General features: G+C 72.3%; 23 protein-coding genes. 12 read left to right on the forward strand and 11 right to left on the reverse strand.

Annotated elements, in window-relative coordinates; genetic code table 11:
- Positions 1–8 precede the first annotated feature (8 nt).
- Entirely contained in the window at positions 9–785 is a 777-nt protein-coding gene (locus ACR68M_RS08000) for an SDR family oxidoreductase (protein WP_441249742.1), read from the reverse strand.
- 114 nt (positions 786–899) lie between these two features.
- On the opposite strand from ACR68M_RS08000, the gene ACR68M_RS08005 reads away from it, so the two are divergent.
- Complete coding sequence (locus ACR68M_RS08005; RefSeq protein WP_441249743.1) at positions 900–1,661, forward strand: GNAT family N-acetyltransferase; 762 nt, start codon at positions 900–902, stop codon at positions 1,659–1,661.
- 73 nt (positions 1,662–1,734) lie between these two features.
- Here the strand turns inward: ACR68M_RS08005 and glnII are convergent, their stop codons facing one another.
- From glnII to ACR68M_RS08040, 7 genes are all read right to left on the reverse strand, one after another.
- Positions 1,735–2,757, reverse strand: a complete 1,023-nt coding sequence (glnII, locus tag ACR68M_RS08010; protein WP_441249744.1) for a glutamine synthetase — start codon at positions 2,755–2,757, stop codon at positions 1,735–1,737.
- Between the two features lie 112 nt (positions 2,758–2,869).
- Positions 2,870–3,358 carry an N-acetyltransferase family protein gene (locus ACR68M_RS08015; protein WP_441249745.1) on the reverse strand — a complete coding sequence of 163 codons (489 nt, stop codon included), beginning with the start codon at positions 3,356–3,358 and terminating at the stop codon, positions 2,870–2,872.
- Positions 3,359–3,417: 59 nt separating this feature from the next.
- The gene (locus ACR68M_RS08020; RefSeq protein ID WP_441249746.1) at positions 3,418–4,332 is read right to left on the reverse strand and encodes an SCO1860 family LAETG-anchored protein; all 915 of its coding nucleotides are present in this window, start codon (positions 4,330–4,332) and stop codon (positions 3,418–3,420) included.
- A 215-nt stretch (positions 4,333–4,547) separates the two neighbouring features.
- Entirely contained in the window at positions 4,548–4,676 is a 129-nt protein-coding gene (locus ACR68M_RS08025; protein WP_441249747.1) for a hypothetical protein, read from the reverse strand.
- Positions 4,677–4,825: 149 nt separating this feature from the next.
- Positions 4,826–5,893 carry a hypothetical protein gene (locus ACR68M_RS08030; RefSeq protein WP_441249748.1) on the reverse strand — a complete coding sequence of 356 codons (1,068 nt, stop codon included), beginning with the start codon at positions 5,891–5,893 and terminating at the stop codon, positions 4,826–4,828.
- Positions 5,894–5,948: 55 nt separating this feature from the next.
- Positions 5,949–6,626 (reverse strand): uracil-DNA glycosylase, encoded by a 678-nt coding sequence (locus ACR68M_RS08035; protein ID WP_441249749.1) that lies wholly within the window; start codon positions 6,624–6,626, stop codon positions 5,949–5,951.
- A 61-nt stretch (positions 6,627–6,687) separates the two neighbouring features.
- Entirely contained in the window at positions 6,688–7,779 is a 1,092-nt protein-coding gene (locus ACR68M_RS08040; RefSeq protein WP_441249750.1) for an amidohydrolase family protein, read from the reverse strand.
- A 70-nt stretch (positions 7,780–7,849) separates the two neighbouring features.
- On the opposite strand from ACR68M_RS08040, the gene ACR68M_RS08045 reads away from it, so the two are divergent.
- Positions 7,850–8,932, forward strand: a complete 1,083-nt coding sequence (locus ACR68M_RS08045; RefSeq protein ID WP_441249751.1) for a pyridoxal-phosphate-dependent aminotransferase family protein — start codon at positions 7,850–7,852, stop codon at positions 8,930–8,932.
- Between the two features lie 28 nt (positions 8,933–8,960).
- On the opposite strand, the gene ACR68M_RS08050 is transcribed toward ACR68M_RS08045, so the two are convergent.
- Positions 8,961–9,806 (reverse strand): DMT family transporter, encoded by an 846-nt coding sequence (locus ACR68M_RS08050; protein ID WP_441249752.1) that lies wholly within the window; start codon positions 9,804–9,806, stop codon positions 8,961–8,963.
- Between the two features lie 227 nt (positions 9,807–10,033).
- Between ACR68M_RS08050 and tmpA the strand changes: the two genes are divergently transcribed.
- Together tmpA and ACR68M_RS08060 are read left to right on the forward strand one after the other, a co-directional pair.
- Positions 10,034–11,638 (forward strand): 2-trimethylaminoethylphosphonate dioxygenase, encoded by a 1,605-nt coding sequence (gene tmpA / locus ACR68M_RS08055; protein ID WP_441249753.1) that lies wholly within the window; start codon positions 10,034–10,036, stop codon positions 11,636–11,638.
- A gap of 103 nt (positions 11,639–11,741) precedes the next feature.
- A complete protein-coding gene (locus ACR68M_RS08060; protein ID WP_441249754.1) occupies positions 11,742–12,086 on the forward strand; it encodes a BP74-related protein in 345 nt (114 codons plus the stop codon).
- A 30-nt stretch (positions 12,087–12,116) separates the two neighbouring features.
- Here the strand turns inward: ACR68M_RS08060 and ACR68M_RS08065 are convergent, their stop codons facing one another.
- The gene (locus ACR68M_RS08065; protein ID WP_441249755.1) at positions 12,117–12,884 is read right to left on the reverse strand and encodes a GntR family transcriptional regulator; all 768 of its coding nucleotides are present in this window, start codon (positions 12,882–12,884) and stop codon (positions 12,117–12,119) included.
- A gap of 354 nt (positions 12,885–13,238) precedes the next feature.
- Between ACR68M_RS08065 and ACR68M_RS08070 the strand changes: the two genes are divergently transcribed.
- The 8 genes from ACR68M_RS08070 to ACR68M_RS08105 all read left to right on the forward strand — a co-directional run bounded on the left by ACR68M_RS08070 (position 13,239) and on the right by ACR68M_RS08105 (position 21,890).
- Positions 13,239–14,408: an ABC transporter substrate-binding protein gene (locus ACR68M_RS08070; RefSeq protein ID WP_441249756.1), complete on the forward strand. Its 1,170-nt coding sequence runs from the start codon at positions 13,239–13,241 to the stop codon at positions 14,406–14,408.
- Between the two features lie 8 nt (positions 14,409–14,416).
- Entirely contained in the window at positions 14,417–15,391 is a 975-nt protein-coding gene (locus tag ACR68M_RS08075) for an ABC transporter permease (RefSeq protein WP_441249757.1), read from the forward strand.
- Positions 15,379–16,221, forward strand: coding sequence for an ABC transporter permease (locus ACR68M_RS08080; protein ID WP_441249758.1), 843 nt, complete (start codon positions 15,379–15,381; stop codon positions 16,219–16,221). The genes ACR68M_RS08075 and ACR68M_RS08080 overlap by 13 nt, the downstream gene beginning before the upstream one ends.
- A gap of 20 nt (positions 16,222–16,241) precedes the next feature.
- Positions 16,242–17,327, forward strand: coding sequence for an ABC transporter ATP-binding protein (locus ACR68M_RS08085; protein ID WP_441249759.1), 1,086 nt, complete (start codon positions 16,242–16,244; stop codon positions 17,325–17,327).
- A 42-nt stretch (positions 17,328–17,369) separates the two neighbouring features.
- Positions 17,370–18,023, forward strand: coding sequence for an HAD family hydrolase (locus ACR68M_RS08090; protein ID WP_441249760.1), 654 nt, complete (start codon positions 17,370–17,372; stop codon positions 18,021–18,023).
- Positions 18,023–18,343, forward strand: a complete 321-nt coding sequence (locus tag ACR68M_RS08095; RefSeq protein WP_441249761.1) for a DMT family transporter — start codon at positions 18,023–18,025, stop codon at positions 18,341–18,343. Before ACR68M_RS08090 ends, ACR68M_RS08095 begins: the two co-directional genes overlap by 1 nt.
- 191 nt (positions 18,344–18,534) lie before the next feature.
- Positions 18,535–19,941, forward strand: coding sequence for an endonuclease/exonuclease/phosphatase family protein (locus ACR68M_RS08100; RefSeq protein ID WP_441249762.1), 1,407 nt, complete (start codon positions 18,535–18,537; stop codon positions 19,939–19,941).
- A 14-nt stretch (positions 19,942–19,955) separates the two neighbouring features.
- On the forward strand, positions 19,956–21,890 hold the full coding sequence (locus ACR68M_RS08105; protein WP_441249763.1) for a phosphocholine-specific phospholipase C: 1,935 nt from the start codon (positions 19,956–19,958) through the stop codon (positions 21,888–21,890).
- Positions 21,891–21,984: 94 nt separating this feature from the next.
- Here the strand turns inward: ACR68M_RS08105 and ACR68M_RS08110 are convergent, their stop codons facing one another.
- A complete protein-coding gene (locus tag ACR68M_RS08110) occupies positions 21,985–22,665 on the reverse strand; it encodes a phosphonatase-like hydrolase (protein WP_441249764.1) in 681 nt (226 codons plus the stop codon).
- Positions 22,666–22,669: the final 4 nt, after the last annotated feature.

Here is a 22,669-nt window from a genome sequence, read left to right on the forward strand (position 1 = left end):
CTAGGGCCCTAGGCCGGGATCGGGCCGAGGTAGGTGCCGCCGGAGACGTCGACGATCTGGCCGGTCACCCAGCGGCCCTGCGGCCCGGCCAGGAAGCCCACCACGTCCGCGATGTCCTCCGGCTCGCCGAGCCGTCCGAGCGCGGTGATCGACTCGAGCCCGGCCAGTGCCTCGGGGACGCCGGTCCAGCCTGCGGTCATGTCGGTCCGGATCACGCCGGGGTTGACCGTGTTCACGGTGATCCCGCGCCGGCCGAGCTCGTTGGCGAGCGGTGCGCCGAGGGCCGCCAGGGCCGCCTTGGTGACGGTGTAGCCGATCTGGACGGGCGCCGCGATCCGGGTGGCCGCCGAGGCCATGTTGATGATCCGCCCGCCGTCCCGCAGCAGCGGCAGCGCCCGCTGGATCACGAAGATCGGGGTGCGCACGTTGACCGAGAGCAGCCGTTCGAGGTCCTCCTCGGTGAGCTGCCCGATCGAACCGACCGCGTGGATGCCCGCGTTGTTGACCAGGATGTCCAGGCCGTCCTCGCCGTGCTCCGCCAACCCGGCGGTGAGCCCCTCGAACAGCCGGTCCACCGCGCCGCCCTCACCGAACCTGGCCTGCACCGTGAACGCCCGGCCCCCGGCCTTGGCGATCAGCGCCACGGTCTCGTCGGCCGCCGCGTCGTTGCCGCCGTAGTGGACCGCGACCAGCGCCCCTTCGGCGGCCAGCCGCAGCGCGACCGCGCGGCCGATCCCGCGCGAACCGCCCGTCACCAGTGCCGTCCTGCCGTCCAGTTCCCCCACGATCACCGCTCCTCCCACGTCGTCACGGCTCCCTGCCGGACGCTCCTCATGCATGCCCCCGGGTCGAACCGCTGAAGCCACGCGCGGGGGGATCGGCGGTCCTAGGATGATCAGATGTCCACGAGCCAGCTCAGCGCCGTCAGTTCGTTCCTCGTCGAGTTCGCCAGGCGGCAGGCTGCTCAGGTGATCGAGGTGCCGGGCGGGTTCGCCGTGTCGGACGAGGAGTTCGCCCGCTCGCACGAGCACAACCAGCTGGTCATCGACGGTTCGGTGGACCCGGCGGAGCTGCCCGGTCTGGCCGAGGAGACCCTGGGGCAACTGCCGTACCGCCGGATCAGCGTGGCGGACGACGGGCTCGGGCTGGCCTGCGCACCGGTGTTGGCGGCGGCGGGGTACGGGCAGGAAACGGTCGTCGTCATGACCCACACCGGCCCGGCGCCCGTCGCGGGCCGGGCCGAGCCGGTCGAACTGGCCGCTGTCCGGCCGGTGTTGGCGCGGCAGTTGCGGGTGTGGATGCCGCAGGCCGAGCCGGAGACCGTCCGGCAGTTGGTCGACCGGCGGGCGGCCCGGCTGCGGGGGGCCGAGCAGGTGCTGTTCCTCGCCGCGCGGGACGCGGACGGCGAGGTGGGCTCCTGGGCCGATCTCTATCTGGACCAGGGCGCGGGGATCGCGCAGATCGAGGATCTCGTCACGGCCGACGACCGCGCGGGGCGCGGCCTGGCGCGGGCCGTGGTGACGGCCGGGCTGGCGCGGGCGGCGGAGGCCGGGTGCGGTCTGCGGTTCCTGCTCGCCGATGCCGAGGGCTGGCCGCAACACTGGTACGCCCGGCTGGGGTTCACCACGGTCGGGCGGATGCACGTCTTCACCCGCTGGTGACACCGCGCCCGGAAACGGCGGAACCCGCCGCCCCCTCGCGGGGAGCGGCGGGTTGGCCGAAGTGCGGGGCGGATCAGACCTGGTTGGCCTTCTCCAGGGCGGAGCAGCAGGTGTTGACCATGAGGCGGGTCACGACGTAGGGGTCGACGTTCGCGTTCGGACGACGGTCCTCGATGTAACCCTTCTGGTCGACCTCGACCTGCCACGGGATGCGGACCGAGGCGCCACGGTCGGACACGCCGTAGGAGTAGACGTTCCAGGGGGCGGTCTCGTGCTTGCCGGTCAGGCGGGCCTCGATGTCGTCGCCGTACTGGGTGACGTGCTCGATCACGATCTCCTGGGTGGCGCCGAGCGACTCGCAGGCGGTGATGATGGCGTCGTAGCCCTCACGCATCGCCTTGGTGGAGAAGTTGGTGTGCGCGCCGGCGCCGTTCCAGTCGCCACGGACGGGCTTGGCGTCCAGGGTGGCGTCGATGCCGAACTCCTCGGCGGTGCGGTAGAGCAGGTAGCGGGCGACCCACATGTGGTCGGAGACGGTCAGCGCGTCGACCGGGCCGATCTGGAACTCCCACTGGCCGGGCATGACCTCGGCGTTGATGCCGCAGATCGACAGGCCGGCGGCCAGGCAGCGGTCGAGGTGCAGCTCGACGATCTCGCGACCGAAGACCTCGTCGGCGCCGATGCCGCAGTAGTAGCCACCCTGCGGGGCCGGGAAGCCGCCCTCGGGGAAGCCGAGCGGGCGCGAGCCCTTGAAGAAGGTGTACTCCTGCTCGATGCCGAAGATCGCCTCCTGGTTGGCGAACTGCTCGGCGATCGGGCGCAGCTTGGCGCGGGTGTTGGAGACGTGCGGCGTGCCGTTGGTCTCGAAGACCTCGCACAGGACGAGGATGTTGTCGCCGCCACGGATCGGGTCCGGGAAGGACGCGACCGGCTCAAGGACGCGGTCCGAGGCGTGACCCTCGGCCTGGTTGGTGGAGGAGCCATCGAAGCCCCAGGTCGGCAGCTTGTCAGCGTTGGCCAGGATCCGAGTCTTGGAACGGAGCTTGGCGGTCGGCTGGGTGCCGTCGATCCAGATGTACTCGGCCTTGATTGCCACGGCTTACCTCGCAACTTGAGTGGTGGGTGCCCGCGTAGCGTCGCAAGCCGCCGTTTCCCGGTTGTTCCTCCTATGTAACGCCCATGTGAACCAACCGTCCGCAGTGGCACGCTCACTGTGTGAGAGTGCCACCAGGCTGTGTGAGAGCGCCACCGACGAGCCGCAGATCGACGTAGGCCACGGTGTCACCGTCCAGTACGTACCGGTCGGTCTCGACGAAGCCGTGCCCGAGCGCGAACCGCAGCCCGTCCTGGTTGGACTCCAGGACGACCGTCTCGACCTCCTCGGCACCGAGCCGGCGCGCCCCGGCCAGCCCCCGCCGGTAGATCTGCTCACCGAACCCCTGCCGCCGGTGGTCCGGCAGGACTCGGGCGATCACCGTGGCCACCGCAGCCCCGTCGGCGGGCGGCCGGACGGTGGAGCAGCCCACCAGGACGTCGCCGAGGTACGCGACCTCCAGCAGGAAGCGCCCCGCGCGTTCCCGTACGTCGTCGAGGGAGAGCGGGTCCGTCGGGATGATCAGATTGTGGACGTACTGCCAGTCCCTGGCCATGGTGTCGCCGTCGACCGGGTCGACCTGCTCAATACGAAGATCAGTCACCGGAGCAGCGAACCGCGCGCCGCGCAGGGCGTCAACCAACTTTCGGTCGACAGGGCCGGTCAGCGGTGGCGGGCGCGGCGGCGGGTCACCCGCAGGGCGACCGCACCGGCGGCCAGGAGGCCCGCGGCCGAGCCGAGCAGGGTGAGGGTGCCGCTCGCGCCGGTGGAGGCGAGTACAGGGGTGACGGCTGTCGTGACGGGCCGGGCGGCGGCGGTCGAGGGAGCTGCGGAGACGGCGGGGGGCGTGGGGGCCGTGGCGGCCGGGGCGGGGACGGGCTTCTCGCAGGCGACCGAGGCGATGGTGATCCGACCGGTGACCTTGGCGACGTTGAGCTTGAGCGGGTTGACGTCCACCTGGATGTCGAGGGCCGTGGCGGCGGCGGTGCCGGAGGTGGTGGTACGCCGGGAGAACTCGACGTCCACACTGCCGATCCCCGGGACGGCCACGTGCGTCGGCCCGTTCAGCCCGAGCGTCACCGACCTGCCGAGCACGGTCAGCCTGGCCGGGGCGGTGACCTTGGCGGTCGGCTGCCCGTCGACCGGGCAGCTGACCTCGGCGCTCAGCGCCTCCAGCCCGATCAGCGTGGTGACCGGCAGGCCCGGCGCGTGGACGTCCGCGTCGGCCAGCGTGACGGAGGCGCCGCTGCCGCTCGCGTCCGCGTGCGTACTGGAGGTGCCGACCTTCGCCTGGACCAGGGTGACCGGGCCTTGCTGGTCCACGCCTGCCACCTTGGCGGTGAGCAGGGCACCGCTGTGCTGCGCCGGGCTCTCCACCTTGTTGAGCGCTATGTCGACGGGCACGTCCACCGCCTTGTCCAACAGGCTGACCCGCAGCGCGAGTTCGGCGGTGACGGCACTCGCCCGGCCGGTCCGGCCGGTCTGCCCGGTCTCGGCGGTGGCGTGCGCGGCGGTGGACGGGAGGGTGAGCGCGGTGGCCGCGAGGGCGGCGGCGAGCGCGGTACGGGGAACGGACATGGCGGTGATCCCTACGCAGGACGAGGTGGCGGAGCGCGCCACGGGCTCACCCCGCACGGCCGCACCGGCTGGGGGGAGGGGCTTGCGCTCCCGACTGCCGCCAGTCTCTTCGAACAGTCCGTCACACTGGTAACACTGTCCGTCATTTCACCCGTTGGAGTGAACAGACCGTGAAGCCCGGGGGCGGCCCTGCGTCGACCACCCCCGGGCCGCTCTCAGTTGGACGGGCCGCAGGCTCCGTTGCCGGGGCCGTAGACGCAGGCCATCAGGCTCTGGCCGGGGCCGTCGTAGATCGCGGCCACCGACACACCTGCGGCACGCCGCACGGTCCTGGTGAATCGCATGAGTGGTCCCCTCCCTCTCGGGCGCCGCCGGGCCGGTCCGCCGGGCGACGGGGCCGATTCTCGACAGCCCCGGCTGCGGCGGACAATGCGTCCCGCCCCGACTCGGACGGGCTCGGACGACTCCGGACACCCCCATTCGCCGGTCGGTCTCAGCCGAAGGAGACCAGCACCGCCCCCCACTGCGCGTTCGTGGCCCCGGAGACCGTGTAGGCGCCGGGTGCGGCCACGACGCGGTAGGCGACGCTCAACTGGTACGAGGACAGCTTCACCGTGGGCAGCGTCCGCCACCCCGGGGCGAACACCGGCGTCGTACCGGAGTTGGTGCCGACGGCGGCGATCAGCAGCTCACCCGGGGCGGCGTCCAGCGGCGTGCTGCCGGTGCCGAAGACCGTGCCGTGCTGCTCACCGTGGGCGGTTGCCGAAGGCCCGGCCTTGGTGAGGCCGCCGTACTCGTCGAGGGCGAGGTGGTGCTTGCTCGCGGCCGGATGGACGACCGTCAGCGCGTCCCCGACCATGAGCGGCCGCACGGCGAAGGCCGCAGCGATCAGCGTGCGGTGGTGCCGGGCGTCGGTGACGTCACCGACGATGCGGTAGCGGTTGCCCTGGCTGTCGGTGACGGTGACCGGGCCGGGCGTGGTGCTGGTGAGCATCAACGTCAGCACCAACGCGTCGCCCCCGCGCGCCGGGTGGGCGACGGGCAAGGTCTCGGAGGTGCCGTCCTGTGCCAGTGCCTCCTCCGCGACCCGCGCACGCCAGGGCCCCCGCTGCGCCGAGGCGGCGGCAGCAGCGGCCGGCCCCGGCAGCGGCCCGTCCGAGGCCTGCACGGCCGCGAGCAGCAGGAGCACACCCACCACGGCGAGCTGCCGCCACCACCGCCGGCGGGGCTCAGGCGCGAGCTCCGGAGCGAGCGGCGCGACGGGCTCGGGTTCCGTACGCTGCACCAGCCGCCCCTGGAGGCTGCGCCAGGCCGCCGACCAGGCGTCCACCTCCTCGGCCGGGAGGCCGAGGGCCGCGACGATCGTGGTGATCCGGTCCAGCGGGGGCAGCCGGGTGCGGCGCGGGTCGAAGGTGTCCGCGAGGGTGCTGCGCGGCAGGCCGGAACGGCGTTGCAGTTCACGCAGCGACGGTTCGCCGCAGTGCGCCTTGAGCTCACGGAGCTGCTGGACGAACTCCTGCGGAGTCCGGACCACGGCCGGATCGGGCGCTGATGACGACATGCCCAGGAAGGTAGCGCCCAGGGCGGGCCGTGCCCACCGTCAGGACCGGCCGAAGTTACGGAAGGCGCCAGTCCACCGGCTGCGCACCCTGACGCGCCAGCAGGTCGTTGGCCCGACTGAACGGCCGGGAGCCGAAGAAGCCCCGGTCTGCGGACATCGGGCTCGGGTGCGCCGACTCGATCGCGGGGCAAGGGCCCAGCAGCGGACGGAGGTTGCGGGCGTCGCGGCCCCAGAGGATCGCGACCAGCGGGCCGCCACGGGTGATCAGCGCCCTGATCGCCTGCTCGGTGACCTCCTCCCAGCCCTTGCCCCGGTGCGCGGCGGGCTTGCCGGGCGCGGTGGTCAGCGCCCGGTTGAGCAGCAGCACGCCCTGCTCCGTCCACGGCGTCAGATCACCGTTGGAGGGCTGCGGGAGGCCGAGGTCGCGGCCGTACTCCTGGAAGATGTTCACCAGGCTGCCCGGGATCGGCCGCACCTGCGGCGCCACCGAGAAGCTCAGACCGACGGCGTGCCCCGGCGTCGGGTACGGGTCCTGTCCCACGATCAACACCCGTACGGCGTCGAACGGTTGCTGGAACGCCCGCAGCACGTCCGGCCCGGCCGGCAGGTACGTGCGGCCCGCCGCGATCTCCCCGCGCAGGAAGTCGCCCATCGCGGCGACCTGCCCTGCGACGGGCGCCAGGGCCTGGGCCCAGCCGGGTTCGACGATCTCGTTCAGGGGACGCGCTGCCATGCCGTAAGCCTAACGGCCGACAGCCGCGCCCACCGCAACAGGTCTCGACCGGGGCGCGCGACTACTGAACGACCTTGCCCCGCAGGACGATCCGCTGCGGGGCGGCGAGGACGCGGACGTCCGCCCGGGGGTCCTCCGCGAAGACGACCAGGTCGGCCGAGGCCCCCTCGGTCAGGCCCTCGCGGCCGAGCCACTCCCTGGCTCCCCAACTGGCCGCCGAGAGCGCGGCGTTCGCGGAGAGACCGGCCTTGACCAGCTCGGCCACCTCCGCCGCGACCAGGCCGTGCGCGAGCGCGCCGCCCGCGTCGGTGCCGACGAAGACCGGGATGCCCGCGTCGTGGGCCGCGCCGACCGTCCGGTACCGGGCCTCGTGCAGCCGCCGCATGTGCGCCGACCAGGCAGGGAACTTCGCCTCGCCGCCGTCCGCCAGCTTCGGGAAGGTCGCGATGTTGACCAGCGTCGGCACGATCGCCACCCCACGCTCGGCGAACTGCGGGATCAACTCCTCGGTCAGGCCTGTCGCGTGCTCGACACAGTCGATCCCCGCCGCCAGCAGATCCGGCAGCGACTCGGCCGCGAAGCAGTGCGCCGTGACGCGCGCGCCCTCCTCGTGCGCCGCCGCGATCGCCTCCTTCAGTGCACCACCCGGCCAGCACGCGGCGAGATCGCCGGACTCGCGGTCGATCCAGTCACCGACCAGCTTGACCCAGCCGTCACCACGCCGGGCCTCCTGCCGGACGTACGCCGCCAGGTCGCCGGGCTCGATCTCGTGCGCGTACCCCCGGATGTAGCGGCGGGTGCGGGCGATGTGCCGCCCGGCCCGGATGATCCGGGGCAGATCCTCGCGATCGTCCACCCAGCGGGTGTCGGCGGCCGAACCGGCGTCCCGGATCAGCAGGGTGCCCGCCGCGCGGTCGGCCAGCGCCTGCTGCTCGCTGGTCGCCTCGTCGACCGCGCCGTGCGCGTCCAGACCGACGTGGCAGTGGGCGTCCACCAGGCCCGGCATCACCCAGCCCTCGACCGTCCGGATCTCCGCCGCCCCGAGCGGCCGGTCGAAGGTCACCCGGCCGCCCACCACCCAGAGTTCGTCCCGGACGTCCTCCGGACCGACCAGCACCCGGCCCCTGATGTGCAGCACCCCAGCATCACTCATGGCGAGCACCCTACCGCCGGTCCGTACGGCAGACTGGCCGACGGTGTCCGTACGTACCGAAAGGCCAGCCATGAGCCAGTTCCTCGACCTTCCGCCGCTCGGCGCCGCACAGTTCGCCGCGATCGAGGACCAGGTGGCGGCCCTGCTGCACACCACCGCCGACGTGATCGTCCAGCAGGGCGAGGCGCTGCTCCCGCTGGAGTCGGCGATCCGCAGCGCCGCCCACCCCGGCTCCACCGCCCTCAACATCGTCACCGGCCCGTACGGCCAGACCTTCGGCAACTGGCTGCGCGACTGCGACGCCAAGGTCGTCGACCTGGCCGTCCCGTACGACAGCGCGGTCTCCCCCGAGCAGGTCGCCGACGCCCTGCGGGCCCACCCCGAGATCGACTTCGTCTCCCTCGTGCACGCCGAGGCCGCGACCGGCAACACCAACCCCGTCCCCGAGATCGCCGCCGTCGTGCGGGAGCACGGCGCGCTGCTGATGCTCGACGCCGTCGCCTCGGTGGCCGCCGAACCCCTGCTCACCGACGCCTGGGGCATCGACCTCTGCGTGATCGGCGGCCAGAAGGCGATGGGCGGGCCCGCCGGGGTCTCCGCCGTCTCCGTCTCCGCCCGCGCGTGGGAGCGGATCACCGCCAACCCGGCCGCGCCGCGCCGCTCCTACCTCTCCCTGCTGGACTGGAAGGAACGCTGGACGGACGCCGGACGCAGGGCGCTGCCGCACGCCCCCGCCCAGCTGGAGATGCTCGCCCTCGGCGCCTGCCTCGACCGGATCACCGCCGAAGGCCTGCCCGCGACCATCGCCCGCCACCGCAGCGCCGCCGCCGCGACCCGGGCCGGAGCCCGCACCCTCGGCACCCTCACCCCCTTCGTCCCCGACGACCGCCACGCCGCCCCCGTCGCCACCACCCTCCGCACCACCCCCGGCCTCCGCGCCGACGACCTCGCCGCCCGCCTCGACCCCGCCCTCCCCGTCCAGCCCGGCGGCGGCCCCCTCGCCGCCGACATGCTCCGCGTCAACCACTACGGCCCCGCAGCCACCCTCCCCACCGTCCTCGCCACCCTCACGGCCCTCGCCGAAGCCACCGACACCCCGGCCGACGCAGCCCTGGCAGCCGCAGAAGCCGCCTGGCGCGCCGTGGGGCGCTGACCCCAGGGGGCCGGCCAGTTGCGTGAAGCTACGTCGGCATGGCCGGGTGGCGGCCGATGACGAGGACGCCCGCGACGATGGCGAGGAGCCCGGCGGCCTCCCAGGCGAGGGCGCCCGGCGTGACGCGGAGGCGGTCACCGAGGAAGCCGACCGCGCAGGCGATGCCGGCCAGGGGCTGGGCGGCGGTGAGGGCGGGGAGGGACATCTTCAGCGGGGCGGCCTCGAACGCGCTCTGGACGAGCAGCAGGCCGACCACGCCGATCACGATGACCACGTAGAGCTGCCAACCGGTGAGGGCGAGTGACAGGCCGCCCCGGTCGAAGCGTTGGGCGGTGACGCGGGTGAGGGCGTCCTGGACGCCGTAGAGCAGCCCGGCCGCGAGGGCGAGCAGGGTGGCCTCCTCGAAGAGCGGCAGGCGGCGGGCGGTGGACACCAGCAGCAGGGCCAGCCCGGCGACCGTGCCGAAGACCAGCCAGTAGCGCAGTGGGCCGGCCTCGGCGCCGCCGCCCTGCGGGTGGCCGGCCACGATGAACGCGGTGACGCCCAGGCCCAGCAGGACGACGCCGCCCCAGCCGGAGCGGCCCAGTGACTGTTTGGTGATCACCCGGGAGAGGGCCATCGCGAAGAGCAGGTTGGTTGCGAGCAGCGGCTCCACGAGCGAGACCTCGCCGCTGTCCAGCGCGAGTGCGCTGAGGATCAGACCGCTGGTGGTGAACGCCGTGCCGAGCAGCCACTCGGGCATCCGGACCAGGTCGAGCAGCAGCCGCCAGTGCAGCAGGTCCGATTTGGGCGCCCGCTGGGCCGCCTGCTGCTGGAGCACGAAGCCCAGGCCCAGACAGCAGGCCGAGCCGATCGCCAGTAGAAACACCGCCACGAAGGATCACCCGACGTCCCTGCGTTCGGTCGGACCCCACGACGGCCGGTCCCCCGGGGCCGTGGGGCCATGGCCTCTCAGTCAGCCTACGCCGGGTGGTGGACACCGTCTGTTCGCCTGCCGGTCGCCTGGGCGTCCGCTGGTCCTCACCGGGGGCCGGAACAGTCGATGGGGAGGCAAAGTTGTCTGTACAACTTTGCCGAATTCACCGTCGCAGAGGAGCTCCGATGTCTCTTTCCCCGTACTGGCTGCGCGACAACTGCCCGTGCACCGGCTGCCGGGACCCGCGCAACGGGCAGAAGCTGTTCCAGATCACCGATCTGCCCGAGGGCCTGGCCGTCGCCGGGTCGACCGAGGCGGACGGGGAGCTGACGGTGTGCTGGTCGGACGGGCACGAGTCGCGCTACCCACTCAGCTGGCTGGAGGAGACGGCGGAGACCTCGGACGGCGACGGCCGCACCGAGCAGGGCAGGCGCCTCTGGGCCGCAGCCGACTTCAGCCGCGGCCTGCCGGAGGCGGACTGGTCGGCGTACCTGGCGGAGCCCGCCGAGCGGGTGGCGGTGCTCGGGGCCGTGCGGCGGTTCGGGTTCGCGGTGCTGCGCGGGGTGCCGGTGACCGAGGGCAAGGTGCTGGAGGTCGCGGAGAGCTTCGGGTACGTCCGGGAGACCAACTACGGCCGGATCTTCGACGTCCGGGTCGAGGCGGACCCGAACAACCTGGCCTTCACCAGCTCGGCCATCGCGCCGCACACCGACAACCCGTACCGCGACCCCGTCCCGACCCTCCAGCTGCTGCACTGCCTGCTGAGCGACGCCGAGGGCGGCGACTCGGGGCTGGTCGACGGCTTCAAGGCGGCGGCGCTGCTGCGCGAGGAGGCGCCCGAGGCGTTCGGGCTGCTGGCCGGCACGCCCGTCCCGTTCGTCTTCCGGGACCGCGCGACGGAGCTGGTGGCGGAGCAGCCGCTGATCGGGGTCGACGCACTGGGCCGGATCCGCGAGATCAGGTTCAACAACCGCTCGATCGGTACGTTGCGCGGTCTCCCGGCCGCCGAGCTGGACGCCTTCTACGCCGCGTACCGTCGCTTCGCCGAGATCACCCTGCGGCCGGAGCTCCAGCTGGAGCTCCGGCTCGGGCCGGGCGACTGCCTGATCTTCGACAACGTCAGGCTGCTGCACGCCCGCACCGCCTTCGAGCAGCACGGCGACCGGCACCTCCAGGGCTGCTACGCCGACCTGGACGCGCTGGCCAGCACGCTCGCGGTGACCGACCGCCGGCTGGCGGCGCTGGACGCGCTGGCCGAGCTGTTCGAGGGCGAGGGTGCCGGGGAGTACCTCGGCGAGGACGTCACGATGGCCCAGCACATGCTTCAGGCCGGGGCACTGGCCGAGGCGGCGGGGGCGCCGGACCACCTCGTCGCGGCGGCCCTGCTGCACGACATCGGCCACTTCGGCGGCAGCGGGCTGGAGTTGATGAAGGGCACCGACAACCGGCACAGCCACACCGGCGCCGACTGGCTGGCGCGGCACTTCGACCCGTCCGTCACCGAGCCCGTCCGGCTGCACGTCGCCGCCAAGCGGTACCTCTGCGCGATCGAGCCGGCCTACCGGGCTCAGCTCTCCGAGGCGTCCGAGTACACCCTCCAGGTCCAGGGCGGCCCGATGGACGAGGCGGAGGCGGCCGCTTTCGCCGCCCTGCCGGGCGCAGCCGACGCCGTCGCCGTCCGGCGCTGGGACGACCTGGCGAAGGACGCGGCGGCCGCGACGCCGCCGTTCGCGGACTTCCGTCCGCTGCTGATGCGGGTACTCAACTTGACTGCCGGTACGAGTATCTGACGTTTCGTCGGATACTGCCCATCACCCTTTCGGGCGATTGCTGGCCGCCCCGTGCGGTGGATAGCTTCGTGGCCGTCCTACTTTTTGACCACAGGGAGCCACCATGGCGTACTTCGCGTTCGAAATGCTCGGCAGGGGCGGCAAGGAGTTCATCTTCGAGCTCACCGACAGCGAGAAGATCACCGCCGCGCGGGACATCGTCTCCGGCAAGGAGCGTGACGAGGTCCACGTCATGGGGCGGATCATCAAGCGGACCGTCCCCTACAACGCGGACTGGAGCTTCCACCTCGACCCCGGATCGATTCGCTTCTTCGACCAGGCGATCGAGGTCTGCGACGCCGACCCGCAGTACGTGGAGGACCACCTGGACGAGGCGGGCGGCCCGTTCCTGCCGGGCAACATCTGGTGCCCGTGGGCCTCGAAGGTCACCCGCGAGGTCACGGTCTGAGGCCACCGGCACCACCGCACGGGCGCCCTGTCAATCGCCTTCCCGCGCGTGCCGCGAAAGGGCGGACGAGGCAAGGGAGTTGTGGATGCTGAAGGCCACCGTGCCGGGTAGGTAGCGGTCCTGGGACCACTCCACCGGGATGCCGGTGGGGTCGGTGGTGCGGCGGCGCTCGCGCAGCAGGGGGCTGCCTCGGCGGCAGCTGAGGAGGCGGGCGTCGTCGGCGTTGGCTGCGACCACGTCGATGGTGTGGTCGGCGTCGGTGAAGAGGATGCCGTGGTCGCGCAGCGGCTCGGTGTGGGAGACGACGTCGGGGGGCAGCTGGGCGACGAACTCGCCGACCCAGGGCGGGTAGATGGTGCGCTCGACCATCACGGGGGTGCCGGAGAGGGTGCGCAGCCGCAGCGTCTCGTACACCTCGGCGCCGGGCTCCAGGCGGAGCTGCTCGCGCTCGGTGGCGTCGGCGGGGCGGCGTACGAGCGACTCCAGGCGGCCGCCGGGCTCCTCGCCCATCGAGCGGGCCCAGTGGGTGAAGCTGAGGAGTTCGGAGAAGCTCTGCACCCGGGTGGCGCCGAGCACCACCCGGCGGGTGCCCCGACGGGACGTCACCAGGCCGTCCGCGCGCAGCACGGCGAGCGCCTGCCGGACGGTGCCGCGGGAGACTCCGTACTGCTCGGCGATGGCGCCCTCGGCGGGCAGCCGACCGGCCTCGCCGTACGCGCCGGAGGTGATCGCCTCGCGAAGGTCGGCGGCCACCTTGCGGTAGAGCGTGCCGACCGAGCGGTCCGGGTCCGAAGCCACGACAGTCAATGTCCCTCCTGGGGCTGGGTGCTACCCGTGCGAAGCGACGTACGACACTGCGCGCGACGGGGCGCACGGCAGGGCGTACGACGACGTCAGCGACTCGCTGCGGGCACTACCGACTGTATCCGCTGGCGATCACCACACAGGGGCCCGGACTCGACCGTTCCCGCAGCCGCCCCCCGAGATGGGCCGTCCGTTCACCTTCCCGTCACCGGACTCCGGCGTACTTACCCCCGTCAGCGAAGTTGCACAGCCAACTTGGCCGGTAATCGCCGACACACCATCACCTTGATTTCGAGCGTCACCCTCCGCTGCCCTGCCTGCGACACCCCCGATTCAGGAGACAGACCCGTGACCGTGCACCGCGCCCGTGCCGCCGCCTTCGCGGCCGTGCTGACCGCCGCCGCGCTCTCCCTCACCGCCTGCGGCTCCGCCGGCTCTACCTCCGCGAAGTCCGGTGACGCCGCCAGCGGCGCCAAGGACCCGAAGGTCGCCACCTCCGTCGCCGACTTCGGGGGCATGGACGCCCTGGTTGCCGCCGCGAAGAAGGAGGGGAAGCTCCACACCATCACCCTCCCGCGTGACTGGGCCAACTACGGCAAGATCATGGACGGCTTCACCGCCAAGTACGGCATCCAGATCGAGAACGAGAACCCGGACGGCTCCAGCCAGGACGAGATCAACGCGATCACCTCCCGCAAGGACCAGGACCGCGCCCCCGACGTCGTCGACCTGGGCAGCGCCTTCGCCCTGAGCTCGGCGAAGCAGGGCCTGCTCGCCAACTACAAGGTCGCCGGGTTCGACAAGATCCCCGCCACCATGAAGGACGCGGACGGCGCGCGCTACAACGACTACGGCGGCTACATGTCGATCGGCTGCGACGCCAAGAAGGTCGCGGTCTGCCCGAAGACCTTCGCGGACCTGCTGAAGCCCGACTACAAGGGCATGGTCGGCCTGAACGGCAACCCGACCAAGGCCGGTGCCGCCTTCGGCGCCGTCTACGCGGCCTCGCTGGCCAACGGTGGCTCGCTGGACAACATCCAGCCCGGCATCGACTTCTTCGGCAAGCTGAAGAAGGCCGGCAACTTCAACCCGGTCGAGACCACCAAGGCGACCATCGAGAAGGGCGAGACCCCGATCTCGATCGACTGGTCGTACCTGAACGCCGGTTACACCGACCTGTTCAAGCCCAAGGGCATCGACTGGCAGGTCGCAATCCCGTCCGACGGCAGCTACGCCCAGTACTACAACCAGGCCATCAACAAGTGGGCGCCGCACCCGGCCGCTGCCCGCCTGTGGGAGGAGTACCTCTACAGCGCCGAGGGCCAGAACCTCTTCCTCGGCGGCTACGCCACCCCGGCCCTGTTCGACAGCATGAAGGCCGCCGGCACGCTCGACGCGACCTCCGTCGCCAAGCTGCCGGTCATCGACAAGCCCTTCACCACCTTCCCGACCCAGGAGCAGACGGACGCGGCCAAGAAGGCCGTGACCGAGGGCTGGGCCAAGGCAATCGCGGGCTGATCATCACCATGAACACGGCTCCCACCCCGGTGCCGTCCTCCACCGCCGCCGAGCAGCTCGGCGGCGGTGCGGGGGCCCCCCGCACCGCACCGTCCTCCCCCCACGCAGCCAAGGCGGCCCGTCGCCGCAGCCGGCTGCGGCCCGCCGGCGGGCCCTGGCTCGCCACCCTCCCCCTCCTGGTCTTCTTCGCGATCAGCTTCGGCCTCCCCGCCGTCGCGATCGTCATCGGCGCGTTCACCCTCTCGCCGGACGCGCCCACCGGCGCGGGCACCTTCACCACGTCCAACATGACCGCGTCCGTCCAGGGCGCGTACTGGACGGCGCTGCTCGGCTCGATCAAGCTCTCCGCGCTCACCGCGCTGATCGGCACGGTCGTCGGGCTGCCGCTCGCCCAGGCCGTGGTGACCTCCCGGTTCCGGATGATGCGCGAGGCCGTGCTCTCCGCCTCCGGCGTGCTCGCCAACTTCGGCGGCGTGCCGCTGGCGTTCGCGTTCGTCGCGACCCTCGGCAACGCCGGTGAGCTCACCAAGACGTTCAAGCTGACCCAGCACGGGTGGAGCCTCTACACCTTCACCGGCCTGTCGGTCGTCTACCTGTACTTCCTCATCCCGCTGATGATCATCACCATCACCCCGGCCCTGGAAGGGCTGCGGGTGCAGTGGCGTGAGGCGGCGAACAACAACGGCGCGACCAACTGGCAGTACTGGCGGCACGTCGCCCTGCCGATCCTGCTGCCCTCGCTGCTCGGCGGGTACGTGATGCTCTTCGGCAGCGCCTTCGCCGCGTACGCGACCGCGGCCGCGATGGTCGGCGCGTCCGTCCCGCTGATCCCGCTGCACATCGCCGACGCGCTGTCCGGCAACGTCCTGGTCGGCCAGGGCAACGTCGCCCTCGCGCTCAGCCTCGACATGATCGTGGTGGCCGCCCTCGTGATGGCCGTCTACCTGCCCCTCCAGCGCCGGAGTGCCCGATGGCTAGCCTGACCTCCCGATCTCCTGGTGGGCGCATCCGTTTCGGACGCGGCGCAGTCCTGCTGATCGCCGGGCTGTACTTCATCGTCCCGATGGCCTGCTCGGTCATCTTCAGCGTCGACGACGTCAACGGCTTCTCGCTCAAGGCCTACACCGGCCTGATCCAGGCGCCCGGCTTCCTCGACAGCCTGACGTTCACCCTCGAACTCGCCGCCGTCACCATCCTGGTGGTGCTGCTCCTGCTGGTGCCCGCCCTGGTCGGCGTCCGGCTCGGCTCGCCCCGGCTGCGTACCGTCATCGAGGTCGTCTGCTCGCTGCCGCTGGTCGTCCCGGTGATCGCGCTCACCGCCGGGATCATCGGCGTGCTGCGCTGGGGCCCCGACTACCTCAAGGACACCCCGCTCTTCCAGACCATCGTCGCGATCCAGAACCCGTCCTTCCCGGTCGTGCTGGTGCTCGCGTACGTGCTGATGTCGCTGCCGCTCGCCTACCGGGCGCTGGACGCCGGGCTGCGCGTGGTCGACGTCCGTACGCTGGTCGAGGCCGCCCGCAACTGCGGTGCGAGCTGGCCGCGCGCGGTCTTCACCGTGGTCCTGCCCAACCTGCGCAGCTCGCTGCTGAACGCCACCTTCCTCACCCTGGCCCTGGTCCTCGGCGAGTTCACCACCTCCTCGATCCTCGGCTACCAGCCCTTCTCGGTCTGGATCTACGAGGCGGGCAAGAGCGACGGTCAGATGTCCGTCGCCGTCTCGGTGCTCAGCCTGCTGCTCGCCTGGGTGCTGCTGCTCGCCCTCTCGGCCGCCGGCCGCGAACGGCGCGGCCGCAAGCCCGCCCGCCCCTGACCGACCCTCGGAGAACCCCCATGACCACGGTTACCGCCCCCGCCTCCGGAGTGACCCTCGCCCCCGGCGGCGCGACCGTCGAATTCCGTTCGCTGCGCCGCCAGTTCGGCACCACCACGGCCCTGGACGGGCTGGATCTCACCGTCCACCCCGGTGAGCTGCTCGCCCTGCTCGGCCCCTCGGGCTGCGGCAAGACCACCGCGCTGCGCATCCTGGCCGGCTTCGAGAAGCACGACTCCGGCCAGGTGCTGGTCGACGGCCAGGACATCACCGGGGTGCCCGCGCACCGCCGCGACGCCGGCATGGTCTTCCAGTCCTACAGCCTCTTCCCGCACCTGAGCGCCGCCGACAACGTCGCCTTCGGCCTGCGGATGCGCGGCACCGGCAAGGCCCAGCGCCGCAAGCGCGCCCAGGAGCTGCTGGAGCTCGTCGGCCTGCCGCAGCACGCCGACCGCTTCCCGCACCAGATGTCCGGCGGCCAGCAGCAGCGCATCGCGCTGGCCCGCGCCCTGGCCCTCCAGCCCCGCGTACTGCTGCTCGACGAGCCGCTCTCGGCGCTCGACGCCAAGGTCCGGCTGAACCTCCGCGAGGAGATCCGCCGCCTCCAGCAGGAGCTCGGCATCACCACGCTGTTCGTCACCCACGACCAGGAGGAGGCGCTCTCGATGGCCGACCGCGTCGCCGTGCTGCGCGCGGGCCGCCTGGAGCAGTGCGCCACCCCGCCGGAGCTGTACGCCCGCCCGGCCACCGCGTTCGTCGCCGAGTTCGTCGGCACCATGAGCCGCATCCCCTGCGTGCGTACGGGCGAGGGCGTCGAGGTGCTCGGCCGCCGCTACCCCGTCGACGGCGCCATCCCGGCCGACGGCTCGCTCGAGGTGCTCGTCCGCCCGGAGAACGTCGGCCTGCTCCCCGCCGAGCGCGGCACCGCGCTGGTGGTCGGCGCGTCCTTCCTCGGCAGCGTCACCCGGATCACCGTCCGGCTCTCCGACGGCACCGAGGTCAAGGCCGACCTGCCCACCGAGGCCGCCGCCGCACTGCCCGTCGGCAGCACCGCGGACCTCACCCTGCCGGACCGCCCGGTGCTGGTCGACCGCCGCGCGGTCTGACGCACCCTGTCGTTCCCGAACAAGAAAACCTAAGGTACCGCCATGCCTGACTACCCGTCAGCCGTCCTGTTCGACATGGACGGCACCCTCGTCGACACCGAACACCTCTGGTGGGAGGCCACCGCCGAGCTCGCCGCCGAGCTGCACCTGACGCTCGGCGAGGAGGACGTGCCCGAGGTGCTCGGCCGGGCCGTCGAGCACACCGCCGCCCACCTGCACCGCATCAGCCGCACCGAGCGGGCCGAGGCGGAGCTGGTCGAGCAGCTCAACGACGCGTTCACGGCCAAGGTCGCGGGCGAGATCGTGCCGCGCCCCGGCGCCCTCGCCCTGCTCGCCGAGCTGCGCGACGCCGCCGTGCCGACCGCACTGGTCTCCGCCTCGCCGCGCCGGGTGGTCGACCTGGTGCTCGGCAGCCTCGGCCGCGAGTGGTTCGCCGTCACCCTGGCCGCCGAGGACACCGAGCTCACCAAGCCCGACCCGGCCCCCTACCTGGCCGCCGCCAGCCGCCTCGGCTTCGCCCCGGGTGCCTGCGTCGCCGTCGAGGACACCCCGACCGGCGTCGCCTCCGCCCACGCGGCGGGCTGCGCCGTGCTGGCCGTGCCCTCGGCCGTGCCGATCGCCGCCGCCGAGCGGATCACCCTGCTGGAGAGCCTGGAGCAGGCCGACCTGGCCTTCCTGAGCACCCTCATCGCCTGATGGCCTACCTGCTGCTCGCCCTGGCGATCACCAGCGAGGTCTGCGCCACCAGTTGCCTCAAGCTCACCGAGGGCTTCACCCGGCTCTGGCCGAGCCTCGCGGTGGGGGTGGGCTACGCCCTCTCCTTCCTACTGCTCAGCAAGGCCCTGAAGCACATACCCGTCTCGGTCGCGTACGCGGTCTGGTCCGGCGCGGGCACCGCAGCGGTCGCCGCCATCGGCGTCGTCGTCTTCGGCGAGCAGCTGGGCCGGGCCCAGTGGCTCGGCCTCGCCCTCATCATCATCGGCGTGGTCGTCCTCAATCTCCGTAGCAGTCACTGAGGTTGGCACTGAGGCTGGCACTGAGGTCGGCACTGAAGTTGGCATACCGACCCTTCCGAATCGCCGCCGGCCCCCCGATGTCCCGTCATGCTCTGTTCATATGAAGTCCGCCACACTTAGAGTGAATTGGGTCAGTTGTACAGCCAACTCGACCCAGCCGCACCAGACTTGGCGTGGCGGACAGGACATCTGTGGCGACCGGCAGCACCCTCGCGCTCAGTACGCCGACCAGCCCGACCGAAGGTGACAAGCTCACCTTCCACTGGACGACCACCGCACCCGACACCAAGAACTGGGTCGGCATCTACGACGGCACCCGCCTGCCCGGCACCGGCTCCTCACTGCTGTGGAAGTACACCCCGGGCGGCTCGGGCGACGTTCAGCTCGACACCTCGGCGCTGACCGGCGGCCCGTACACGGCTTACCTGCTGGCCAAGGACGGGTACGGCATCCTCGCGCAGACCGCGCCGTTCAGCTTCAAGCCCAAGGCCGCCGCCGCCCGCCCGCACGCCGCCGTGGACGCCCTGACGGCGACCCAGGCCGCCCCCGGCGGGGCCGTCAGCATCAAGCTCGCCGGGCTCTGGCAGCACGGCACCGGCACCCCGACCTACCGCCGCACCGGCGGCGACTCCTGGCTGAGCGTCGCCGCCGACGGCACCGTCACCGGCACCGCCCCGGCCACCGCGCTCGCCCACCCGGCCGTGGTGACCGTCGAGATCAAGGACCCGTCCGGCGTCAGCGACACCGTCACCGTGCAGGTGCCCGTCCGGGACGCCGCCGGGCCGCTGCGCCTGAAGGCCGCCAGCTGGAACCTCAGCGCCGCCGGGGCCGCCTTCACCGACGCCCAGGAGAAGCAGCTCCGGGTGATCCTCGCCCAGGGCCTCGACGTGCTGGCCCTCCAGGAGACCGCGGGCACCGCCGCCCAGGCCCTGGCCACCGCACTCGGCTGGTACGCCTACCAGAGCACGGGCAGCGTCGGCGTGCTGAGCCGCTACCCGCTGACGGCCGTCACCGCCACCACCACCTCGCTGCCCGCCGCCGGTGTCACGCTCCAACTGCCGGGCGGGCGCAGCGTCCGCTTCTGGTCGGCGCACCTGGACGAGACCGGCTACGGCCCGTACGCGATCCAGGACGGCCAGACGGCAGCCCAGGTGCAGACCGCCGAGGCCGCCTCCACCCGTGGGAAGCAGGCCACCGCACTGGCAACGGCCGTGCAGGCGGACGCCGCCGGCGGCAAGCCGGTGATCCTGGCCGCCGCGCTCGCCTCCCCCTCCCACCTGGACTGGACGGCCGCCACCGGCCGCCCGCTCGCCTGGCCCGTGACCACCACCCTGCAGAACGCCGGCCTCACCGACGCCTACCGCGCGGCGCAGCCCGACCCGGCGGCCTCCCCCGGCAACACCTGGTCGCCGACCCGCAAGGTGCGCGGGACGAAGGCAGAGCCGCAGGACCGGATCGACCAGGTGCAGTTCGCGGGGCCGCTCACCCTCGTCGAGGCCCACACCCTGGCCACCGGCTGGCCGCAGCCCGACCCGTCGACCGCCGCCAACGAGTGGCCGTCCGACACCGCCGCCGCCGTCGCCACCTTCACGCTCTGAGAGGCCAGCCCCCCATGACCAAGTTCAGCCGCCGCACCTTCGTCGGTGCCTCCGCCGCTGCGGGTGCCGCCGCCGTGGTCGGCCTCCCCTCCACCGGGAGCGCCTCGGCCGCCACCACCGGCAGCGTCGCCGACGTGAAGCACGTGGTCGTCCTGATGCAGGAGAACCGCAGCTTCGACCACTACTTCGGCACGCTGAACGGCGTGCGCGGCTTCGGCGACCAGCAGGCCCTCCAGTACCCGGGCAGCGGCAACGTCTTCCGCCAGCCCGACGCCGGGCGCAGCGACGGCGGCGTGATGCTGCCGTACCGGATGGACACCACCAAGTACAACGCGCAGAACGCGGCCGGCCTCGCCCACGACTGGGCGACCAGCCACCAGGCGATCAACAACGGCGCGATGGACAAGTGGGTGCCCGCCAAGGGCGAGCGCACGATGGGGTACTTCACCCGCGCCGACATCCCCTACCAGTACGCCCTGGCCGACGCGTTCACCCTCTGCGACGCCTACTTCTGCTCGCTCGCGGGCCCGACCGACCCGAACCGCCTCTACCTCTGGACGGGCACGGCCGGCCCCGGCCGGGACGGCACCACCGGCCCGTGGATCGACAACACGCCCGTCACCGAGAACCCGGTCGCCGACTGGACGACCTACGCCGAGCGGCTGCAGAGCGCCGGGGTGAGCTGGCGGGTCTACCACAACCCGAGCACCGACGAGCGGACGGGCGACTACGACGACAACGCCCTCTCGTACTTCAAGCAGTTCCACAACTTCCCCACCACGGACCCGCGTTACATCAACGCGATGACGAAGTTCGACCCGACCGCCTTCGACCAGGACTGCAAGGCGGGCACCCTGCCGACGGTCTCCTGGCTGGTCGCGCCGTACCTCTTCTGCGAACACCCCAACGCCAGCCCGGACTACGGCGCGCACTGGGTCGACCAGGCACTCCAGTCGCTGATGTCCAACCCGGCCGTCTGGCAGCACACCGTCTTCCTGGTGATGTACGACGAGAACGACGGCTACTTCGACCACATGGTGCCGCCGACCCCCGAGGCGGGCACCCCGGAGGAGTTCACCCAGGGCCGCGCGATCGGCCTCGGCAACCGGGTGCCGCTGTGGGCGATCTCGCCCTGGTCACGCGGCGGGTACGTCAACTCACAGGTGTTCGACCACACTTCGGTGCTGCGCTTCCTGGAGGTCGTCACCGGCGTGCAGGAGCCGAACATCTCCGCCTGGCGCCGCTCCGTCTGCGGCGACCTGACGAGCTGCTTCGACTTCACCAACCCCGACTACTCGATCCCCACCCTGCCCGACACCACCGCCCTGATGGCCAAGGCCGACGCCGGGGCATCCCTCCCCGCCGTCGCCCTCCCCGCCACCGGCACCCAGGCGATGCCCGCCCAGGAGCCCGGCACCCGCCCGCACCGCTCGCTCCCCTACCGCCCCGGCGCCGACGTCACGATCAACCGCACGACCGGCGCGGTGGTCTGCACGATGACCAACTCCGGTACGGTGACGTTCCCTTACACCGTCTACCCGAACATGGCCCTCCCCTTCGCGGGCACCCCCTACACGGTCGCCCCCGGCACCACCAAGACCTACACCTGGGACGCCACCACCACGGACGGCCGCTACGACTTCACCGTGCACGGCCCCGACGGCTTCGTCCGCCGCTTCGCCGGCACGGTCGTCCGTACCGGCCAGGACGACATCGCCGTCCCCGCCGTCACCGCCCAGCTCTCCGGCACCGCCCTGACCCTCCAACTCGCCAACGCGGGCAACACCGAGGTCTCCTTCACCACCCCCACCACCCAGACCACCTGGGTCGCCCCCGGCCAGCAGACCACCCTCACTTTCCCCGCCACCACCAACGGCGTCTACGACGTCACCGTGACAGCAGGCACCGGCACCCGATTCCTCCAGCGCTACGCCGGCACGATCCACTGACAGGGCCCCCCAGGGGCGCGGGGAACTGCGCGATCAACCACCGCCGACGTTCACGGTTGATCCCACAGCTCCCCGCGCCCCTGCTGTGGTTGCTCTAAGCGCCCAGCAGCCCCGGCAGCTCGGCCACCGAGCCGAGCACGTGCGTAGCCCCGTCCGCCCGCAGGCGCTCCTCGCGGTGCGCACCGGTCAGCACCCCGGCCACCACCGACGCCCCGGCGCGCGAGCCGGTGAGCATGTCGTAGCCGGTGTCCCCCACGACGGCCAGCTGCCGCACGGAGTCGGTCTCCGTCCGCAGCAGCGCCATCAGCGCCATGTCCGGGTAGGGCCGCCCGCGACCGGCGTCGGCGGGGCAGAGCGACAGGTCGGCGATGGACTCCCAGCCGAGCGCCTGGAGGATCTGGTCCTGGGTGGCCCGGGAGAAGCCGGTCGTCAGGACGACCTTCCGCCCGGCGGCCCGCAGCTCGGCGATCGCCTCCGCGGCGCCCGGCAGCGCCTCGCAGTGCCCGTCCGCGACCAGGCCGTGGTAGGCGGCCTCGAAGGCGACGTTCGCCCGCTGCGCCTTCTCCTCGGTGCCGAAGAGGTGGCGGAAGACGGAGATCTTCGACTCCCCCATGGTCAGCCGCACGTGCGCCAGCATGCGCTCGTGCTCGGGGCCGCCGACCTCGACGCCCAGGGCGTCGGCCGCGGCCTGGAAGGCCTTCTCGACCAGGCCGTCGTCGGCCACGGTGGTACCGGCCATGTCCAGCACGACGAGCCGGATGTCAGTGTCAGTCATGTCA

Origin of the sequence: Kitasatospora sp. McL0602 (genome assembly GCF_052076145.1) — a bacterium.
GTDB lineage: Bacteria > Actinomycetota > Actinomycetes > Streptomycetales > Streptomycetaceae > Kitasatospora.

What these genes read in the sequence shown, in the direction of transcription:
- ACR68M_RS08045 (WP_441249751.1), top strand. Translation starts at nt 7,850, where the DNA reads ATGAGCCAGTTCCTCGACCTTCCGCCGCTCGGCGCCGCACAGTTCGCC.
- ACR68M_RS08095 (WP_441249761.1), top strand. Translation starts at nt 18,023, where the DNA reads ATGGCCTACCTGCTGCTCGCCCTGGCGATCACCAGCGAGGTCTGCGCC.
- tmpA (WP_441249753.1), top strand. Translation starts at nt 10,034, where the DNA reads ATGTCTCTTTCCCCGTACTGGCTGCGCGACAACTGCCCGTGCACCGGC.
- ACR68M_RS08060 (WP_441249754.1), top strand. Translation starts at nt 11,742, where the DNA reads ATGGCGTACTTCGCGTTCGAAATGCTCGGCAGGGGCGGCAAGGAGTTC.
- ACR68M_RS08090 (WP_441249760.1), top strand. Translation starts at nt 17,370, where the DNA reads ATGCCTGACTACCCGTCAGCCGTCCTGTTCGACATGGACGGCACCCTC.
- ACR68M_RS08075 (WP_441249757.1), top strand. Translation starts at nt 14,417, where the DNA reads ATGAACACGGCTCCCACCCCGGTGCCGTCCTCCACCGCCGCCGAGCAG.
- ACR68M_RS08110 (WP_441249764.1), bottom strand. Translation starts at nt 22,665, where the DNA reads ATGACTGACACTGACATCCGGCTCGTCGTGCTGGACATGGCCGGTACC.
- ACR68M_RS08035 (WP_441249749.1), bottom strand. Translation starts at nt 6,626, where the DNA reads ATGGCAGCGCGTCCCCTGAACGAGATCGTCGAACCCGGCTGGGCCCAG.
- ACR68M_RS08085 (WP_441249759.1), top strand. Translation starts at nt 16,242, where the DNA reads ATGACCACGGTTACCGCCCCCGCCTCCGGAGTGACCCTCGCCCCCGGC.
- ACR68M_RS08080 (WP_441249758.1), top strand. Translation starts at nt 15,379, where the DNA reads ATGGCTAGCCTGACCTCCCGATCTCCTGGTGGGCGCATCCGTTTCGGA.
- ACR68M_RS08005 (WP_441249743.1), top strand. Translation starts at nt 900, where the DNA reads ATGTCCACGAGCCAGCTCAGCGCCGTCAGTTCGTTCCTCGTCGAGTTC.
- ACR68M_RS08030 (WP_441249748.1), bottom strand. Translation starts at nt 5,893, where the DNA reads ATGTCGTCATCAGCGCCCGATCCGGCCGTGGTCCGGACTCCGCAGGAG.
- ACR68M_RS08105 (WP_441249763.1), top strand. Translation starts at nt 19,956, where the DNA reads ATGACCAAGTTCAGCCGCCGCACCTTCGTCGGTGCCTCCGCCGCTGCG.
- ACR68M_RS08020 (WP_441249746.1), bottom strand. Translation starts at nt 4,332, where the DNA reads ATGTCCGTTCCCCGTACCGCGCTCGCCGCCGCCCTCGCGGCCACCGCG.
- ACR68M_RS08025 (WP_441249747.1), bottom strand. Translation starts at nt 4,676, where the DNA reads ATGCGATTCACCAGGACCGTGCGGCGTGCCGCAGGTGTGTCGGTGGCC.
- ACR68M_RS08040 (WP_441249750.1), bottom strand. Translation starts at nt 7,779, where the DNA reads ATGAGTGATGCTGGGGTGCTGCACATCAGGGGCCGGGTGCTGGTCGGT.